The sequence below is a fragment of the Streptomyces sp. NPDC045956 genome (assembly GCF_056430705.1).
Genome location: NZ_JBWKKZ010000002.1, coordinates 181,739 through 198,771, shown reverse-complemented (window position 1 = coordinate 198,771; position 17,033 = coordinate 181,739). Strand labels below are relative to the sequence as shown.

General features: G+C 70.3%; 17 protein-coding genes. 5 read left to right on the top strand and 12 right to left on the bottom strand.

Translation table 11 applies throughout. The features are described from left to right. Positions 1-36 precede the first annotated feature (36 nt). Positions 37-1,212, bottom strand: a complete 1,176-nt coding sequence (gene glgA / locus AC07FV_RS06565) for a glycogen synthase (RefSeq protein ID WP_479085137.1) — start codon at positions 1,210-1,212, stop codon at positions 37-39. Positions 1,213-1,598: 386 nt separating this feature from the next. On the opposite strand from glgA, the gene AC07FV_RS06560 reads away from it, so the two are divergent. Beyond that, the gene (locus tag AC07FV_RS06560; protein WP_479085135.1) at positions 1,599-2,789 is read left to right on the top strand and encodes a DMT family transporter; all 1,191 of its coding nucleotides are present in this window, start codon (positions 1,599-1,601) and stop codon (positions 2,787-2,789) included. Here AC07FV_RS06560 and AC07FV_RS06555 read toward each other — a convergent pair. Next, positions 2,779-4,083, bottom strand: coding sequence for a transglycosylase family protein (locus AC07FV_RS06555; protein WP_479085133.1), 1,305 nt, complete (start codon positions 4,081-4,083; stop codon positions 2,779-2,781). The genes AC07FV_RS06560 and AC07FV_RS06555 overlap by 11 nt on opposite strands. A 172-nt stretch (positions 4,084-4,255) precedes the next feature. Next, the gene (locus tag AC07FV_RS06550) at positions 4,256-4,444 is read right to left on the bottom strand and encodes a hypothetical protein (RefSeq protein WP_479085131.1); all 189 of its coding nucleotides are present in this window, start codon (positions 4,442-4,444) and stop codon (positions 4,256-4,258) included. 157 nt (positions 4,445-4,601) lie between these two features. Between AC07FV_RS06550 and gndA the strand changes: the two genes are divergently transcribed. Further along, positions 4,602-6,041 carry an NADP-dependent phosphogluconate dehydrogenase gene (gene gndA / locus AC07FV_RS06545; RefSeq protein ID WP_479085129.1) on the top strand — a complete coding sequence of 480 codons (1,440 nt, stop codon included), beginning with the start codon at positions 4,602-4,604 and terminating at the stop codon, positions 6,039-6,041. A 569-nt stretch (positions 6,042-6,610) separates the two neighbouring features. Here gndA and AC07FV_RS06540 read toward each other — a convergent pair. The 3 genes from AC07FV_RS06540 to panD form a co-directional block, all read right to left on the bottom strand. Further along, a complete protein-coding gene (locus AC07FV_RS06540) occupies positions 6,611-7,279 on the bottom strand; it encodes an aspartate/glutamate racemase family protein (RefSeq protein WP_479085127.1) in 669 nt (222 codons plus the stop codon). 93 nt (positions 7,280-7,372) lie between these two features. Beyond that, on the bottom strand, positions 7,373-7,717 hold the full coding sequence (locus AC07FV_RS06535) for a GNAT family N-acetyltransferase (protein ID WP_479085125.1): 345 nt from the start codon (positions 7,715-7,717) through the stop codon (positions 7,373-7,375). Positions 7,718-7,747: 30 nt separating this feature from the next. Next, the gene (gene panD, locus AC07FV_RS06530) at positions 7,748-8,167 is read right to left on the bottom strand and encodes an aspartate 1-decarboxylase (protein WP_384704383.1); all 420 of its coding nucleotides are present in this window, start codon (positions 8,165-8,167) and stop codon (positions 7,748-7,750) included. Between the two features lie 204 nt (positions 8,168-8,371). On the opposite strand from panD, the gene AC07FV_RS06525 reads away from it, so the two are divergent. Together AC07FV_RS06525 and AC07FV_RS06520 are read left to right on the top strand one after the other, a co-directional pair. Continuing rightward, the gene (locus AC07FV_RS06525; RefSeq protein WP_479085123.1) at positions 8,372-8,845 is read left to right on the top strand and encodes an AMP-binding protein; all 474 of its coding nucleotides are present in this window, start codon (positions 8,372-8,374) and stop codon (positions 8,843-8,845) included. Then, the gene (locus AC07FV_RS06520) at positions 8,829-9,095 is read left to right on the top strand and encodes a hypothetical protein (protein ID WP_479085121.1); all 267 of its coding nucleotides are present in this window, start codon (positions 8,829-8,831) and stop codon (positions 9,093-9,095) included. The genes AC07FV_RS06525 and AC07FV_RS06520 overlap by 17 nt, the downstream gene beginning before the upstream one ends. 309 nt (positions 9,096-9,404) lie before the next feature. On the opposite strand, the gene AC07FV_RS06515 is transcribed toward AC07FV_RS06520, so the two are convergent. Together AC07FV_RS06515 and AC07FV_RS06510 are read right to left on the bottom strand one after the other, a co-directional pair. Continuing rightward, the gene (locus tag AC07FV_RS06515) at positions 9,405-9,623 is read right to left on the bottom strand and encodes a pyridoxamine 5'-phosphate oxidase family protein (RefSeq protein ID WP_479085120.1); all 219 of its coding nucleotides are present in this window, start codon (positions 9,621-9,623) and stop codon (positions 9,405-9,407) included. Between the two features lie 326 nt (positions 9,624-9,949). After that, positions 9,950-10,624, bottom strand: coding sequence for a tRNA-dependent cyclodipeptide synthase (locus AC07FV_RS06510; protein ID WP_479085118.1), 675 nt, complete (start codon positions 10,622-10,624; stop codon positions 9,950-9,952). 729 nt (positions 10,625-11,353) lie between these two features. Between AC07FV_RS06510 and AC07FV_RS06505 the strand changes: the two genes are divergently transcribed. Beyond that, positions 11,354-11,938: a hypothetical protein gene (locus AC07FV_RS06505; protein ID WP_479085116.1), complete on the top strand. Its 585-nt coding sequence runs from the start codon at positions 11,354-11,356 to the stop codon at positions 11,936-11,938. Positions 11,939-12,582: 644 nt separating this feature from the next. Here the strand turns inward: AC07FV_RS06505 and AC07FV_RS06500 are convergent. The 4 genes from AC07FV_RS06500 to AC07FV_RS06485 all read right to left on the bottom strand — a co-directional run bounded on the left by AC07FV_RS06500 (position 12,583) and on the right by AC07FV_RS06485 (position 16,917). Further along, positions 12,583-14,787, bottom strand: coding sequence for a glycoside hydrolase family 65 protein (locus AC07FV_RS06500; RefSeq protein ID WP_479085114.1), 2,205 nt, complete (start codon positions 14,785-14,787; stop codon positions 12,583-12,585). A gap of 3 nt (positions 14,788-14,790) precedes the next feature. Further along, positions 14,791-15,519: a triose-phosphate isomerase family protein gene (locus AC07FV_RS06495; protein WP_479085770.1), complete on the bottom strand. Its 729-nt coding sequence runs from the start codon at positions 15,517-15,519 to the stop codon at positions 14,791-14,793. Positions 15,520-15,566: 47 nt separating this feature from the next. Further along, on the bottom strand, positions 15,567-16,184 hold the full coding sequence (hxlB, locus tag AC07FV_RS06490; RefSeq protein WP_479085112.1) for a 6-phospho-3-hexuloisomerase: 618 nt from the start codon (positions 16,182-16,184) through the stop codon (positions 15,567-15,569). Positions 16,185-16,245: 61 nt separating this feature from the next. After that, positions 16,246-16,917, bottom strand: coding sequence for a nitroreductase family protein (locus AC07FV_RS06485; RefSeq protein ID WP_479085110.1), 672 nt, complete (start codon positions 16,915-16,917; stop codon positions 16,246-16,248). Between the last annotated feature and the right edge of the window lie 116 nt (positions 16,918-17,033).

Genomic DNA, 17,033 nt, shown 5'->3' with positions numbered 1-17,033 from the left:
CCCTCGTTCACCCTCGGCTGCCCCGGCCGGGGCGGCCTAAGCCTGTTTGAGGATCTCCTCGTAGAGCCGCACGGTGCGACGGGCGACCGCGTCCCAGCCGAACTCGTCCACCGCGCGCCGCCGGCCCGCCTCGCCCATCCGCCGGGCGCCCTCCGGGTCGCCGAGGACGGAGTCCAGCGCCCGCGCGAGGCCCGCCTCGAAGTCGTCGTCCCGGTCCCCGCTCACGCCGTCGTCCTTGGGGACGAGCAGCCCCGTCTCGCCGTCCGCCACGACCTCGGGGATGCCGCCGACCCGGGAGGCCACGACGGGCGTTCCGCAGGCCATCGCCTCCAGGTTGACGATGCCGAGCGGCTCGTACACGGAGGGGCAGACGAAGACGGCGGCGTGGGTCAGCAGCTGGATCACCTCACGGCGCGGCAGCATGCTCGGGATCCAGTACACGCCCTCGCGGGCGCGGCTCAGCGCGGCGAAGAGGTCCCGGAACTCCCGGTCGATCTCGGGGGTGTCCGGGGCGCCGGCGCAGAGCACGACCTGAGCGGCCGGGTCGATGTCCCGCACGGCGCGCAGCAGGTGGGGCACGCCCTTCTGGCGGGTGATGCGGCCGACGAACAGGACGTACGGGCGGGAGCGGTCCAGGCCCGTCCGGTCCAGGGCGTCGGTGCCGGGGTCGGGGCGGTACAGGGCGGTGTCGATGCCGTTGTGCACGACGTGGACGCGGCCGGGGTCGAGCGCCGGGTAGCAGGCGAGGATGTCCTCGCGCATCGCTCCGGACACGGCGACGACCGCGTCGGCCGCCTCGACGGCGGTGCGCTCGGCCCAGCCGGACAGGGCGTAGCCACCGCCGAGCTGCTCGGCCTTCCAGGGGCGCAGGGGCTCCAGGGAATGGGCGGTCACCACGTGCGGGATGCCGTACAGCAGCTTGGCGAGGTGGCCGCCGAGATTGGCGTACCAGGTGTGCGAGTGGACCAGTTCGCGGCCTTCGAGGGCGGCGGTCATGGCGAGGTCCACGGAGAAGGTGCGCAGCGCGTCGTTGGCTCCGTCGAGCGCGGACCAGGGACGGTGGCGCAGCACCCCGTCGGCACGGCCCTCGCCCCAGCAGTGCACGTCCAGGTCGACGAGGCGCGCGAGCTCCCGGGCGAGGAACTCGACATGGACGCCCGCGCCGCCGTACACGTCCGGCGGGTACTCGCGGGTCAGTAGTCCCACACGCACCCGGAACCTCCCGTGCTCGTCGGCTGGTCCCTTCATGGTCACTCAGACGGGGCGCGTGGGGAAGAGCGCGGGGGCTGCGAAGATCGGGGAGGGCGGGCGCCGCGAGGGGGACCGGGGCCGCGGGGAGAGCGTGCGGCGGGGCCGGGATCGGGTTCCGCGGGGAGCAGTACCGTCAGGGCCCCTAGGGGGCGTTGGTCAGGGGGCCGGACCGTGATTCGCCCACCCTGGGGAGGACGGTGCCGCCCTCGTACTCCATCGGCAGTAGGACTCAATGAGTGCTCAGGGACGACGACGGGAAGCTCTGGAGACGGCATCGTGTTGTCCATGGAAGACGACCGTTCGCCGCGCCGGGCCGAGAGCCCCCGCCTCACGCAGAGGAGCAGCCGATGAGCGCCCTCGCGTTGTCCGTGCTGCTGTCGCTCGTCTCCGCCGTGGCGTACGCGGGTGGAGCGATCGTCCAGGAGCAGGTCGCGGTCTCCTCCCCCGGCGCTCAGTACGCTCCCCTGCGCCGCCCCGCCTGGTGGGCGGCGGTCGCGCTCAACGGCCTCGGTGGCCTCCTGCACGTGGTGGCCCTCGCGCTCGGTCCGCTGAGCCTGGTGCAGCCGCTGGGCGCGCTCACGATCGTGTTCGCCCTGCCCATGGCGGCGCTTTTCGTCGGCCGCAGGGCCGGGGCGACGGCCTGGCGGGGCGCGCTCATGGCGACGGTCGGTCTCGCAGGTCTCCTCTCCCTGGTCGGCGCCGCCGACGCGCAGTCCCTGGACACCGCGCAGCGGGTGGGCGCGGCGGTCGTGACCGGTGGTGTGATCGTGGCCCTGATGATCGCCGGCCGGGCCGCGCACCGGCACCCGGCGGTGCGCAGCATCCTGCTCGCCGTCGCCTCCGGCATCGCGTTCGGCATGTCGTCGGTCTTCACCAAGACGGTGGCGGTCGACTGGACCGGCGGGGTCACGGGCGCCGACGTGCCGTCCCTGGCCGTGATCGGTGTGCTCGCCACGGCCGGCATGCTGCTGTCCCAGGCTTCCTACCGCGGTGCCGGTCTCGCGGCCCCGCTCGCGACGCTGACGGTCGTCAACCCGGTGGTGGCCGCGGTGGTCGGCATCACGATGTTCGGCGAAACCTTCCGCTACGGCACGACCGGCACCCTGCTCGCCCTGGGCTGCGGTGTGGTGGCCGCCGGCGGCCTGATCCTCCTGACGACGGAGCGGATCGCGCGGGAGGGCGCCGGTGAGGCCGTGCCCCTTGCTGCCGCCGCTCTCCCGGCGACAGCTCCTGTCCCGGCTCTCCCGACGGCTGGCCTCCCGGCCGTGAGTGAGCCGATTGCCGTGCCGTCGGGGACCGCCCGGGCGGCCGAGCGCGCCCCGGTGACCGGGCAGCGCGTCGGCGGCCCGGTCGAGAAGGTCCTCGTGCCCTCTCCCGCGGCAGCGCCGGTCCAGGACACCGCCCCCTCCGAGGAGTCGCTCCGGCTTCGGGAACTCTCGGAGAGGGTCGATCCGCCGGCGTTCTTCGGCCCGTTCCACAACGGTCCGTTCGTCCCGACGCCGGTGCTGGACCGGCATCGGGTACGGATCAGATCCTGACCCCGCCGGCCCGCAGATACGCCAGCGGGTCGACGTCGGAACCGAACCCGGGCCCCGTCCGCACCTCGAAGTGCAGATGCGGGCCCGAGCTGTTGCCCGTGGAGCCCGAGCGGCCGATGCGCTGGCCGGCACCCACCGACTGACCGTCCTTGACCGAGATCGCCGAGAGGTGCGCGTACTGCGAGTAGCGGCCGTCCTCGTGCCGGACGACCACCTGGTACCCGTAGGAACCGCCCCAGCCCGCACTGACGACCCGGCCCGCGGCGACCGACTTGACCGAGGTGCCGGTGGCGACGGGGAAGTCGACGCCGGTGTGGTAGCCCTTCGACCAGGAGGAGCCCGCCTGGTGGTACGGAGTGCCGGTGGGGGCGTCGACGGGGGCGACGACCGCGTGGCGCACGGAGGCCCTGTCGGTCTTGGCCGCCGTCTCCGTCTTGGCCTTGTTCTCCGTCTTGGCCTTGCCGCCGTCCGGGGACGACTTCTTCGGCTGCTTCTGCTTCTGCTGCTTCTGCTTCTGCTGGGGCTCGGCCGTCTTCGCCCTGGGCTTCTCGGCCGTCTTCCCCTCGGGTCGGGGTGCGGTGGTGGTCCCCTCGCCGCGCACCGCGAGGCGCTGCCCCGGCAGGATCAGGTCGGGGTCCGTGCCGATGGCGGCGCGGTTGGACTCGTACAGCCGCTGCCAGCCGCCCCGTACCTGCTGGGTGTCGGCGATGCCCGAGAGGGTGTCCCCGGTGACCACCGTGTACATGCGCCCCTTGCCCGCCCGGGACTGCGGCGTGGTCTGGGGCTTGACGTCCTTCACGGAGTCCGGCTTCGCGCCGGACCGTCCGGTGCGCTCGCCCGACGACTTCTCGGCGGACCCCCCGGTGCCCTTGGTGGGTCTCGCGTCCCCGGCCGGCCGGATGTCGGGCGTGTCGCCGCCCCGGGTGAGTCCGGCCCGCTGCGAGCAGACGGGCCAGGCACCGGGCCCCTGGCCGTCCAGCACCTTCTCGGCGATGGCGATCTGCTGGTCCTTGGTGGCCAGGTCCGCACGCGGGGCGTACTCGGTGCCGCCGAACGCCTCCCAGGTGGACTGGGAGAACTGCAATCCGCCGTAGTACCCGTTGCCGCTGTTGATGTCCCAGTCGTTGGTGGACTCGCAGGCGGCGACCTTGTCCCAGGTCTCCATGTCGGCCGCGTCCGCCGTGCCGGTCCCCATCAGCGGGAGCGCCAGTCCCGCGCCGCCCGCGGTGACCGTCAGTGAGGCGCGGTTGATCCTGTTCGGCTGATACCGGCGGTGCCGGCCGCGTACGGCCATGGAGGTCCCCCTCGACATTGCGTCAGGAGGGGCAAAAGTATGTGCTGCTAACAGGCCATGACAAGACGGCAATCGGCCGGTTCGTCACCCCAAGTGGCGGAGAAGGGATGGCGGTTGCCGGGAAAGGAAGTCCGACCGCTGAGGCGTCGGGGCCCTCCCCCGCGTATGGGAGTCAGCCGGACCACGAGGTGCGACCGGCGTACCGCCACGTCAGGATGGTCGAGCGCGACGATACTGGCGACACCGAGGATGCCGAGGACACCGCCGCACCGCGGCCGCTACGGACGGCAGACATCTCGGGCACCACGAGCACCACGAGCACCACGAGCACCACGAGCACCACGAGCACCACGAGCACCACGAGCAACCATAGGCTTCACGGACACCACAGGCGCACCACAGGCAGCACTAACACCACGGAACGCTCTGGCACCACCGGCATCACAAGCACCACGGAACCCCCCAGCACCTCGGACATCAGGGCACCACCGACACCCAGGTCACTAGGAGCCAACCCAATGAGCACTACAGCGCAGATCGGCGTCACGGGGCTCGCGGTCATGGGCCGCAACCTCGCCCGGAACTTCGCTCGCAACGGCTACACGGTCGCGGTGCACAACCGGACCGCGTCCCGCACGCACGCGCTGGTGGAGGAGTTCGGGGACGAGGGCGCGTTCGTCGCGACCGGGACCGCCAAGGAGTTCGTGGCGGCGCTGGAGCGGCCGCGCCGCCTGGTGATCATGGTGAAGGCCGGCGACCCGACCGACGCGGTGATCCAGGAGTTCGCCCCGCTCCTGGAGCCCGGCGACATGATCATCGACGGTGGCAACGCCCACTTCGCCGACACCCGCCGGCGGGAACGCGAACTGCGCGAGCAGGGCATCCACTTCGTCGGAACCGGCATCTCGGGCGGCGAGGAGGGCGCGCTCAACGGGCCGAGCATCATGCCGGGCGGCTCGAAGGAGTCGTACGACTCGCTCGGTCCGATGCTGGAGAAGATCTCCGCGAAGGCGTCGGACGGGGCGCCCTGCGTGACGCACGTGGGCCCGGACGGCGCCGGGCACTTCGTGAAGATGGTGCACAACGGCATCGAGTACGCCGACATGCAGCTGATCGGCGAGGCCTACCAGCTGCTGCGCGACGTCGCCGGGTACGAGCCGGCCCGGATCGCGGAGATCTTCCGCACCTGGAACACGGGCCGCCTGGACTCCTACCTGATCGAGATCACCGCCGAGGTGCTCTCCCACGTGGACGCGGCGACCGGGAAGCCGTTCGTGGACGTGGTGGCCGACCGGGCGGAGCAGAAGGGCACCGGCCGGTGGACGGTGCAGATCGCGCTGGACCTGGGCGTGCCGGTGTCCGGCATCGCGGAGGCCGTCTTCGCTCGTTCCCTGTCCGGGCACGTGGCACTGCGGGAGGCCTCGCGAGGGCTGGCGGGCCCGAAGGCGTCGCCGCTCGGCGAGGCGGAGGCGGCCGCGTTCGCCGACCGGGTGGAGCAGGCGCTGTACGCGTCGAAGATCGTGTCGTACACGCAGGGCTTCCACGAGGTGGCGGCCGGCAGCGAGGAGTACGGCTGGGACATCGACCTGGGCGCCGTCTCGGCGATCTGGCGCGGCGGCTGCATCATCCGCGCGGCCTTCCTGGACCGCATCCGGGCCGCGTACGACGCCCGCGCGGACCTGCCGAGCCTGCTGTCGGACGAGACCTTCGCGAACGAGATCGCCCAGGCGCAGGACGACTGGCGCGAGGTGCTGGTCGCCGCGACCCGGCAGGGCGTGCCCACCCCGGGCTTCGCCGCCGCCCTCGCCTACTACGACGCCCTGCGCGCCGAGCGGCTGCCGGCCGCGCTGACGCAGGGCCAGCGGGACTTCTTCGGCGCGCACACCTACCGGCGCACCGACCGGGACGGCGCGTTCCACACGCTGTGGGGCGGGGACCGGTCCGAGGTCACCGCGTAGGACTCGCGGACGGCGGACGGCGGTACGGCCGTACGGTCCTCCGCCGCCCTCCACTGCCCCGCTCGCCGCTCCCTCTGTTCCCACGGCGGTTCCGCACGACTCAGCTCAGCGGCGGCCCGGGCTCCGGGTTGGGTACGGGCTCCGGCCCCGGCGGGATCGGTGACGGGGAGGGGTCGGGGGGACCCGGGTGCGGGGGCGCCGGTGTCGGCTGCGGGCCCGGCCCCGGGGGCTGGGGCGTGGGCTCCGGGCCGGGACCCGGCGGCGGTGGCGGGGGCGTCGGCTCCGGGCCGGGACCCGGCACGGGCACCGGGTCGGGGTGCGGCTGGGGCTCCGGGTCCGGTCCGGGGGTGGGTCCTGGCGTGGGCCCGGGGGGAACGGGATCCGGATACGGGTTCGTCATGGCGCTGTCCTCCGGCCAGTCGGTCGACGTCGGCTCTGGATCTGTCCCCCGCCTACCCGAGGGCAGTCCCTCCACTCACTCCCCCACACGAACGGCCGGGCCCGGGTGGCCGAGGCGTCCCCTCACCGGACGGCGACCGGAGCGGAGCCGACGATGGTGGCGCTCGCGGTCACCGCGTACCGCAACGCCGTACGCCGAACGGCGACGCGTACGCCGCCTCCGCCGCCGCGTCCAGCCCCGGCGCGGGGCTGGCCAGCACCGGGACGGCGGTCCCTGCCCGCTCCCGGGCCGGCGCCATGGAGGCCTGGGCCAGGACGATCACGTCGGCATCGGTGACGGCGTCGGCGGCCTCGGCCACCACCCGTGCGAAGCCCTCGGTGTCCCCGGCCTCGAACCGGGACCAGGCTCCTTCGACCAGGAGGCTCCGCACCTCGACGGCACGTCCGGCGCGCCGGGCCTCCTCCCCTATCAGCGCCGCTGTCGGCTCCAGGGTGCTCCGCAGGGCGCCGAGGACGACGACGCGCGGGCCGGCTGCCACGGCCGCGGCAGCCATCGGCCGGTCGACCCGCAGCACCGGCACGCCCGCGTCGCCGGCGGCCGACTCGGCGACGGCGCCGATGGTCGAGCAGGTGCACAGGACGGCCCTGGCACCCTCGGCGGCAGCCTTGCGCAGCGCCGTCCGGACGTCGTCCGCCACCGCCTGGGGCCCTTCCCGACGCGCCCGGTCCAACAACTCGGCGTCGACGTGGTGCCGCAGCACCAGACCCGGGTGCGCCGCGTCCCGCAGGGCGTCGAAGACCGGGACGTGGACGGGTGAGGTGTGCAGCAGCGCCAGCACGGGCGCCCCCCGATCGTGGTTGTGGCCGCGGAGCGAACCCCGGGCGGGCGCGCGGCCGGGTCGGAACTTCGCCCCGCCTCCGCGGGCCTCGGATCAGAACCGCTCCGGATGCGCCTGGAGCCACTCCTTCGCCGCGCGCAGCAGCTCGGCGTCGGCCGCGGGCGCGTCGTCCGGGTGGCGCTCGGCCCACTTGACGACGTACGAGCACAACGGCGCGACGGCGATGCCCTCACGCCGCGCGGCGGCGTACAGCTCACGGGTCAGCGCACCGGCGATGCCCTGACCCTCGTGGGCCGGCTCGACGACGGTGTGCACGGGGACGAGGGCGCGGTCAGGGTCGTCCAGCACGAAGTACTCGATGCGGCCGACGACCTCGCCGGCACCGACCGCCTCCAGCCGGCCCGCCGCACGGTCGTCCCGGATCTCGATGTCACTCACGGCCACGCTCCTCGTCCCCGGCCCGGTAGGTCAGGCCGACACGGCCTGCGGGCTGCGCTCCTGGTCCGATCCCGGCACCGGCTCGGACGGGTCGGCCCCCAGGGCGACGATACGGTTGTCGCCGTCCACGTGGACGACGCTGGGCCGCAGCGACCGCGCCTCGGCGTCGGTGACCTGGGCGTAACTGATGATGATCACGAGATCGCCGGGGTGCACGAGGTGGGCGGCGGCCCCGTTGATCCCGACCACACCGGACCCGCGCTCACCCTCGATGACGTAGGTCTCCAGCCGGGCCCCGTTGGTGACGTCCACGATGTGCACGAGCTCACCGGGCAGCAGGTCGGCGGCGTCGAGCAGATCGGCGTCGATGGTCACGGAACCGACGTAGTGCAGGTCGGCCTGGGTGACGGTGGCACGGTGGATCTTGGACTTGAACAGAGTACGCAGCACTTTGGACTCCTGGAAGACGGCTCCCCGCCTGCTTTTTGCGGGTCAGGGGCGTCGTTCACTGTACAGCGGTACTCCTCTCACTCGAAGATGCTCAAGAATATCGATCCCTCTTGGGCAAGAAGGCTCCCAACCTGCGCTTCCGCGTAGGATCCAGCTGCTGCGCCATCGCCGTCCAAAGACCCTCTCGAGCAACTGCCTCGGAATATGCATGCGCTTGAGCTGCTGCTGCCCCGACCGGCGCTGACCGGCCCGATCCTTCGGTACGGGACCACCCACGTGTGCCTGCCATCGTCGTCGCTCGCGGAGCCGGACCCGGCGGAGTTCCCGACGTCGGTGACCGTCATGGTCGGTGGCGCGGCATGCCCGGCCGGTGTCGCGGCGACCTGGTCGGACGACCGGACCCTCATCAGCATGTACGGGCCGACCGAGGCGACCGTGGCGGGCACCGTCAGCGACCCGCTGAGCGGTAGCGGCGGGTCGCCGTCGGGACGTGCGGTGCGGGACATGCGCCTGTACGTCCTCGACTCGACGCTGCGGGCCGGTGCCGCCGGAGTACCCGGTGAGCTGTATTCCGCGGGCCCGGAGCGGCCCGTGGCCACCTGCGTCGGCCCGCCGTCACCGCGGAACGGCTCGTCACCGACCCGCACGGCAGCGGCGCCTGATGTACCGCACCGGTGACCTGGTGCGTTGGCGGGACGACGGCACGCTGGAGGGACTGGGCCGCGTCGACGACCAGGTGAAGATCCGCGGTTTCCGGATCGGGCAGGGCGAGGTCGAGGCGGTGCCCACCGGCCACCCCGGGGTGAGTCAGACCGTCGCCGTGGCCCGCGAGGACCGGCCGGGCGACCGCCGTTTCTCGACTTCGTCGAGCAGACCTGGACCGAGATGGGCCGCTGAGCCTGGTCGGGAGATGGAGCGGCCCTTGTAGGGCCTGTATCGCTGAACTCCCGGGCAGGTGCCCTGCGGAGGGCACTTGCCCGGGGGTTCGGACGTACGGGTGCGGACGGCCCTTGTGTTGAGGGCTCGGTGTCAGAGGGACACTGCCATGCGGTGGTCGGAGACAAGGCCGTGCTCTGCCCGCAGGGCTCGCTGGACGCCTGCGGGCAGAGCATGAAGTGTTCGGTCACCGTGGCCCGGTACGCCCGGTACCGGCCGGGGGGCCCGAAGACCTCGGTGCCCCGGCTGAACGGTGCCTTGTCCAGGTAGATCTGCAGGCCCCGGGCCAGTTCGCCCCCGGTCAGCTCGCACGCCGTGGCGGACATGTACACCGCTTCGTCCGCGCCCGGCGCCTGCTGCGAGTTGAACACCACGATGCCGGCCTGGGCCGTGCCGCGATGTTGCGAACCTGGGTTGCGTCGGGAGACGAGATCCCACAGAACGTCGCGTACCCGTCGGCCACGTAGTGGACCGGGGACGCCCACGGTTCGCCGTCGGCGTTCGCCGTTCCCAGGGTCATGAAACTGTTCTGTCGGGGAGGGCTCGACCCTCAGCCCTCCATTTTCCATGTCCATGACGTGGGCCGTACCGCCGAGACGCTGTCACTGCACCTGACATGCCCTGGTATCCGCCGGTCAGCGGCTCGCCAACGTAGCCCTCAGCACTCCCGAACACCTCGTCCAGCACATCCGAAGCGGTCGGCGACATATCCGGTACCGCAGCGGCCTTGTCGACGCTGACTTGCCGAAGCCGGCCTGCCCCTGAACCGCTGACCGGAGGCGACACCACGAGTCCAACCTCAGTTGATGCGGGACAACCTGTTACTGACGCCCTCTGCCCTGGCGTTTACTGGACAGTAACGCGGACGAATCCCTGGTTATCTGTCGGTCGCAAGGAAAATGATCCACCGAAGAAAGCTCGGTCGAAATCCGTGGGCCGGTGGTAGCAGCGCACGGAGGAGGGGACGCCGACAAGGGATGGGGTGTCGATGTACGTCGGAAGCTTCGTCAGTACGTAGCGTGCGGCCATGGCCTGACGCGTACGAGCTGGCAGGCTGCCACGCAGTTCCCGACCGGCCAGAAAGTCCTGAGCGTTTCGCAGGCAGGCCTCACGGAACTCCCGATCGCTGCGATAGGCCTCATGGACACGTGTACGCAGGTGCGCGTAGGGCGCGCTTTGCTGAATCATGTCGAGGCCGATGATGCAATCGTCCGCCTGGTGCATTCCCAGGTCTTCGAAAGCGTCGATGATCCGGTTCCTGAGAGCCCTTATTTCCTTTCGCGCCTTCCGGCGGGAGTCAGCCGCACTATATCCAATCGCGCGAAAGGTGAAGTAGGTACCCTGCTCCGGCAGATACGCATGAACCGATTCGAACTCATTGAACGCCCACAGCAGCATCTGGCGTATCCTGGAACGGGAAAAGTAGCTGTTACCTGGGCTCATTCCGAACAGCGCATGGCGTCTCTGCCGATATATGTGCCCACAGTGTTCCGTGAGGGGCTCGCTTACTATGTGAGGCATAGAGGTAGCTCCGACTCGATGGCGACAGCGGGGTCACAGCACGGGACGCACCCTTGATCTTGTGTTGTGTTTGTCCCGATGCGCGGCAGCCGCATCCTGGTGTGGCTTCATATTCTCGAGTACCCACAGCGGCCATACATACGCCGTTACTCGCGGACGATATTGAAATGCACTCCCGCACCTCTTCGTCTCCTACTAGAAAAAATTATGCCGCGTGCGGCTGCCGGCGCGGGCGAAAGCTTCGACAAACGGTCTGCCCACGCATCCAACAGGGTGCGCGACCTGGGCAGAGATCCTCGGCCTGATAGGGCGTCGGCACCTGTCACGGATCACCCTCCCGTCCGGGGCGAGGCGCCTGGACGTGGCCGCCAACTGTGGCACGGCCAAAGCGCAGCGTTCCTCAGACCTACGCCTCTCCACTTCCTGCGTCGAGTAGTGAATGGCCGTCCGCAGGGCGGTCCGTTCCAGCCAGGGTGGGGCGATCGGCTGGGATGCCGGCGGTCTTCTGCCTACGCGTGCGAGGTGTTGGCAACGCGCGCCCCGTGCGCGGCGAACACCCCGGATCACCGGCTCACCCCCGTAGACATCGCTGCACTGCTGTACCACTCTCAAGTGCGGAATAGAACACCGTGCGGCTTGACTTCCGCGCGCCTCTGCGCAACTCCCAGATGGCCGCTCCGTGTCAGCAGCGCGCCTGTCCCAGGAATTACCATCCCCGAAAGGTGCACCATGAGAACCAAAGCCATCACACACCACAGACCCGCACCGCGTGCGGTAATCGCCGCAGTCACGACCTTACTGTTCTTGTTCGTCGGCCTGCTGTGCACCGCCGGGCCGGCGAACGCCAAGGAGGACGGTCTGCTCGACGCCACCTGTACACCGCCCAGCAGCTCGAATCTCACCTACAGTCCGCCGCTCACCAACGTCCCGCAGGTGAGCACCCCATCGCTGAGCTGGCAACTCGGACCCTGCGTCTCCACCTCGGTCCCCGCGCTCACCTCCGGTACAGCCACCGTCATCGGCACACCCCAGCCGCGTACCTGCCTGGAACTCCTCAGCGCAGGGCCAGAGACACGAACGATCCACTGGAACACGGGCGCGACCAGCAGTATGTCGCTGAACCGGACGGTCACCCTGGCCGGTGCGGCCCTCGTCGTCACCCACACCGGCACGGTTACATCCGGTCTCTTCGCGGGCGACACAGTCGTCATCACCGAAACCGGCGTGGCCACCGACATCCTGCTCTGCACCGCCGGACTGGGCACGGTCAACAGCATCTACAACCTCATCACGATGGAAGTCACATCCGTGTGATCATTCCGCATGAGGCGGCGGCCGCCCCGGCGTGAGACCCCGCCCACCCGAGTGTCTCTCTGAGTGAGCGTTCTCGCGTGGGCACTGGCCGGGTGACGCCGACGCGGCCGCGGTGGGACCCGCACCGCACAAGGCTCCCGTTCCGTTGAGGGAAGTGTTCGACTCACAACCCAGCTGCACGGGAGCTGTTCCGCGGGCGCTTGTCGCTCCGGTGCACCTGCGCTGACACGAGACTCTCGCCCGGATCGTGGCCGGCTTCGCGATCTCGTCGGCACCGTTCACGCGTCCGACACCGGTGTGACCAGCCTGCTCGCCGAAACCAGCTACGGCCCGCTCGGAACGCTGCGCGAGCGTGATCCGGACTTCGTCCTGCGGACGCTTCCGATCCCGCCCGCCTGGCCGGGCCGCACTCGTGGGCTCACCCGGTCTGTGCACACGGGATGATCGGGATCCGCCGGCGCCGGGGCGGCCATGGCCAGGACACGCCAGTGAACGCGCTGGCCGGTCCGGGCGCCCCGGCCGTCGGCATGCACACCCGGGTGTGACCACCGCGGTCTCCGTGACGGACAGACGCGCGGCAGGGTTGACGCCGTCGCCGACTGCTCGCAACACGCAACGGAAGTGCAGCGACCAGAGGGCCCACCTCACGTACGGGTACCGGTCTCCTGTTCCGTGGCGAGACGGAGAGCAGCCGCCATGGCACCGAGATGAACGCCATAGGACGTTCCGCTACGGTCAGCGCCGTCCGTGTCGACTCGCAGCGCCCGACGGACGAACTCCGCGGCCGCCGGGTGCTCGATGGCATTGAGCACATGAGCGTGCACGGCGGCGCTGAGGGTGGAACCATGAGTGGTACGGGGCAGATAGTGGTCGACGGTGCGCTGCCAGGTGTCCGTGCTCGCGGGATACCCCAGGTGCTGGAGGAGGGCCATCAGTTCCTCCGGAGTGAAGAGATAGCCGAGCATGAGGGTGTCGGCCTGTTTGCTCAGCCGGTAGCGGTTGGGGTGATCCCCCTCGCGCTCGAGAATGCGGTCGAGCCTTCTGAGGTCCGGATAACGTGAGCGGTAGCCGTTCCAGTCGAACTCGGCCAGGTCCTCCCATCCCTCGAACTGGCTGATGACACCCTCATGAAAGGGAATGTGTAACCGGCGCGACATTTCCAGCCAGCACTGCGGCTCGTCCGGCGCCATGGAGAGCAGCGCCGTCAGTCGCTCCCGGTGCTGCCCGGGCAGAGCGCACCACAGTCGATGAGCCCGGATGAGCGTCCAGGCAGCCGTGACGTTTGTGTAGGCGTTGTCCTGCAACCCCGGCACGGGACATCCGGGGTACCCGTCGTGGTACTCGTCCGGTCCCATGACGCCCACGAGGTGGTAGCGGCGACCGTCGAAGTGCTGGGCTGCCGAGGAAGCCCACATACGGGCCGTCTCGAGAATCATTTCCGCCCCTCGTGCGTGCAGGTAGGAGACATCGCCGCTGAGACGGACGTACTGGTCAACGCTGTACGCGATGGCGGAGTTGATGTGCCGTTGGAGGGCGCTGTGGTCGGCGGTCCAGCGACCGCTCAGCGGATTCTCGACGATCGGCACGGTCGCCTCGCGTCCGCTCGCCGCGCTCTGCCAGGGGTACAGTGCACCTCTGAGGCCCGCCTTCGCCGCGGCGGCGCGGGCCGCGGGGAGCCTGCGGTACCGATAGTCGAGCAAGGCGCGGGCCGTGCGAGGCCACTGCCGAGAGAGCCATGGCACGGCGAACAGCTCGTCCCAGAAGACGCGTCCCTGGTACTCCTCTCCATGCAGTCCCCGGGCCGGAAAGCCTGCGTCCAGACCGGTGATGTGGGGGGACATCGTCTGCAGAAGGTGAAACTGGTGCAGCCGGTGCACCTGCTTCGGAACGGAGGCGCTCGGCCGCGGGGACCGGTGCCACAGCTTCCGCCAGGCCTCCTGGTGACGGGCCAACAGTTCCGCGGGGTGCGGTGCCGAAGCCGCTCTCTCGGCCGCGCGCTCCCCCACGTCCTCCGGGGAGAGTGTTCGGGAGGTCAGCTGCGCGACAGTTTTGACCACCTCGACCTTGCCCGCTCGTGCCACCGGCAGGCGCAGCAGTGTACGCGGGCGCAGAGGGCGAGTGCTGTCCGCGTCAAGGGATCTGACTGACGGCCGGGCGGCACTCTCCCTCAGGACCGCGGTTGCGGCCGCGACGCCGACGGACACTCCGGTGCCCACGGTTCGGCAACCCACGGTCACTATGTGTTCGCCGGCCCGGGCAGTGCAGTGCAAGTCGGTGAGGTAGTGCCCTCCGAAAGCGCGGTATCGGTCCACCTGGCTGTTGCGAACGGAACCGTCCAGGGCAGACTCCACTTCCAGGACGCCCTGCCAGTTCTCCGCGGTGACCTCGGTCCTCACCAGAGCCAGAGCCGGGTCGTCCATGCTCACCAGGACCGCTTGTGCCACTCGGGTCCGCCTTCCCCGAAGGTCTCGATACCGGACGAGGCGGGTCAGCACTCCGTTAAGGAGGTCGAGCCTGAGATGGTGGCTAAGGATCTCGGTGCTGTCGACGGACAGCCAGGGCTCGTCGTCCTCGTCTCCGGTAAGAGGCCGCAGGCGCGTCCACAGCCAATCGGGCAGGTTGGCCATGGCCTCGCACTGCACCGTTCGCCCCTCCACCGACAGGGAGGTACGCCCGTAGCATCCGGCCGCGTAGGCACCCCTGTAGTGGGGCCCCTCGGATTCCTCGCCGGGCACGGCCGCGCGTACGCCGAAGGCCCCGTTGCCGAGGGCGCACAGCGTCTCGCGAATACCTTCCTCCTCGGGCCGGTACCCCTCGTACTCCCACACCCATTCGCTGTTCGCGCCCAACGGTCACCTGCCCGTGCCCGGTTCGTGCCTCGGCGCAGCCAGGAGTTCGCTCAGCACGTCGTCGAGCATCGCACCGTCCTGGGCGGCCCTGCCCAGTGCCACCCCGTCCCAGGGAGCTAGCCGGCGGAGGGCGGAATAGGTTCCCGCCGTGACAGCGCCGCCGTAGATGACACTGACGCTGACATGGTCGGGCGCCCCTTGGCGCAGGGCGTCCAGCACTGCGGCCGCCTGGTGCGGTTCGGCGCTCTGCGCGCCGCCGATGGCCCAGACGGGTTCGTAGAGGATGACGGCCGCTGCACCTGTGGGCAGGGAGCCCAGGACGGTCGTCGCCTGTTGGTGGACGCGGGCCACGGTCTCTGCGGGGCCTGAGCGCTCTTCCTCACCGACGCAGATCACCGGGGTCAGGCCGGCGAGCGCGGCCGCCCGCGCCTTGCGTCCGACGAGTCGGTCGTCCTCGCCGAACACGCGGCGACGCTCTGCGTGTCCGACCATCACGTGTGTGCAGCCGATCTCTGCCAGCAGGTCGGCGGAGACCTCTCCGGTTACCGCTCCCTCCTCGTACCACGCGTTCTGGGCCCCGATCGTCATGCCAGTGCCCCTTACGCGTCGCACTCCGCCAGGAAGAAGCGGGTATGGCAGGCACACGCAGAAGCGCAGCCGTCCCAGGGGGTCGGCTCTGGGCAGGAGAACATCGTCGATCCACTGTTCGGTCTGCCGCAGACCGAGGTTCATCTTGGTGCTGGTCAGCGAGACTGGTGTGGTCACTTGTGATCCCGTGCCTATTCGAGGTTGGTGTGCAGGGCGAGCATGTCCCGCGGGTCGACCTTGTACAGCCGCTCGTAGGCGAGGACGAGGGAGTCGAAGAACAGAAGGGCCCCTTGCTCGAACAGGGTGCCGACGAACTGGACGGAGCGGTCCAACTCGTGGTCCTGGCCGTACTCGGCCAGGTGGACCAACAGGTCGGCCCGCCGGGCCAGACGTGAGTCGGCGCTCGCGGTCACGACGGCTATCCGGGCGCCCGCGTCCGCAGCGGTCTCCGCCGTCATCACCGTGGTGGGGGTCTCTCCTGAGCCGCTGCACACCACCAACAGGTCGTCGGGGCCGATCGGCGGAGTGGTGACGTCGCCCACTACGTGCGCGCACAGGCCCAGGTGCATCAGACGCATTGCGAAGCCCTCCGCGGAGAGCTTGGAACGTCCGGCTCCGGCGACGAAGATCCTCCTGGAGTCGCGGAGCGCAGTGGCGAGGCCGGCGCAGGACCGATCGTCGACATGGGAGAGCATTGCGTCGAGTTCCCGTACGACGACCCGTCGGGCCGAGGCGTAGGGACCGTCGACCCCCACGGCCGTGTCGGCCGGCGATACCTCGATCTCGATGTCCTTGTCCTGGTCGACCATGTCGTGTCCGTCCTGTTCCTGGCGATGGGCTCGTTCGTCGCGTTCTGTGGAGCGCAAGGGGTCAGGGGCGCCAGAAGTCCTGGTGCACCACTTCGTCCACACCTCTGCGGGGTGCGGGGCGGAAAGACGTGCCCTTCGGATGGGCGACGGCCATGAGTCCCGCCTGGGTGACGTGTTCCGGCAGACGCAGGACCTCAGCGGCCTCCTGGGCACGGGCCAGGTGCAGTGCCGTCACCGCACAGGCCAGGCCGCGCAACCGCAGGGCGAGCATGAAACTCCACATGGCGGGCCAGATCGACCCGTAGTACACGGAGTGCGCCACGTGATCCACCGGGGCAGGCAACCCCAGCTTCCTGAACCTCTCCTCGAAGTCGCCGGGTGACAGGCTCAGGCAGGGAACCACGAGGACAGGCACGCGGTGCAGGTGCTCCGCCAGATGAGCCGACGCTCGCCAGACGCCGGTGCGTTCCGGTGACTCGGCGGCCTGGTCCGCCATCGCCTCCAGATAGGGCTGGGCCGCCCTCCGGTAGCACTCGGCCAGTCGGCGCCTGCTCACGGCGTCCGCCACCACAACCCACTGCCACGGCTGGTCGTTGGAGCCGTTGGGCGCCTGCAACGCATCCGACAGAGCAGCGTGCACCAGACGCATGTCGACCGGACGATCGAGGTCCAGACGCCGCCGTACCGACCGGGTCGTCGTCAGCAGTTCCTCGGCGCTCAGCTTCCCTGTCACCGGCGCGGAGTGTGGTGCGCGCGGGCCGGCCTCTGCCTGCGCCGCGCGGGGATCTTGCCGCTCGTTGGCATGGCACGGGTCGTTCACGGTATGCGCCTCCTGTTGCAGTCTCTCGT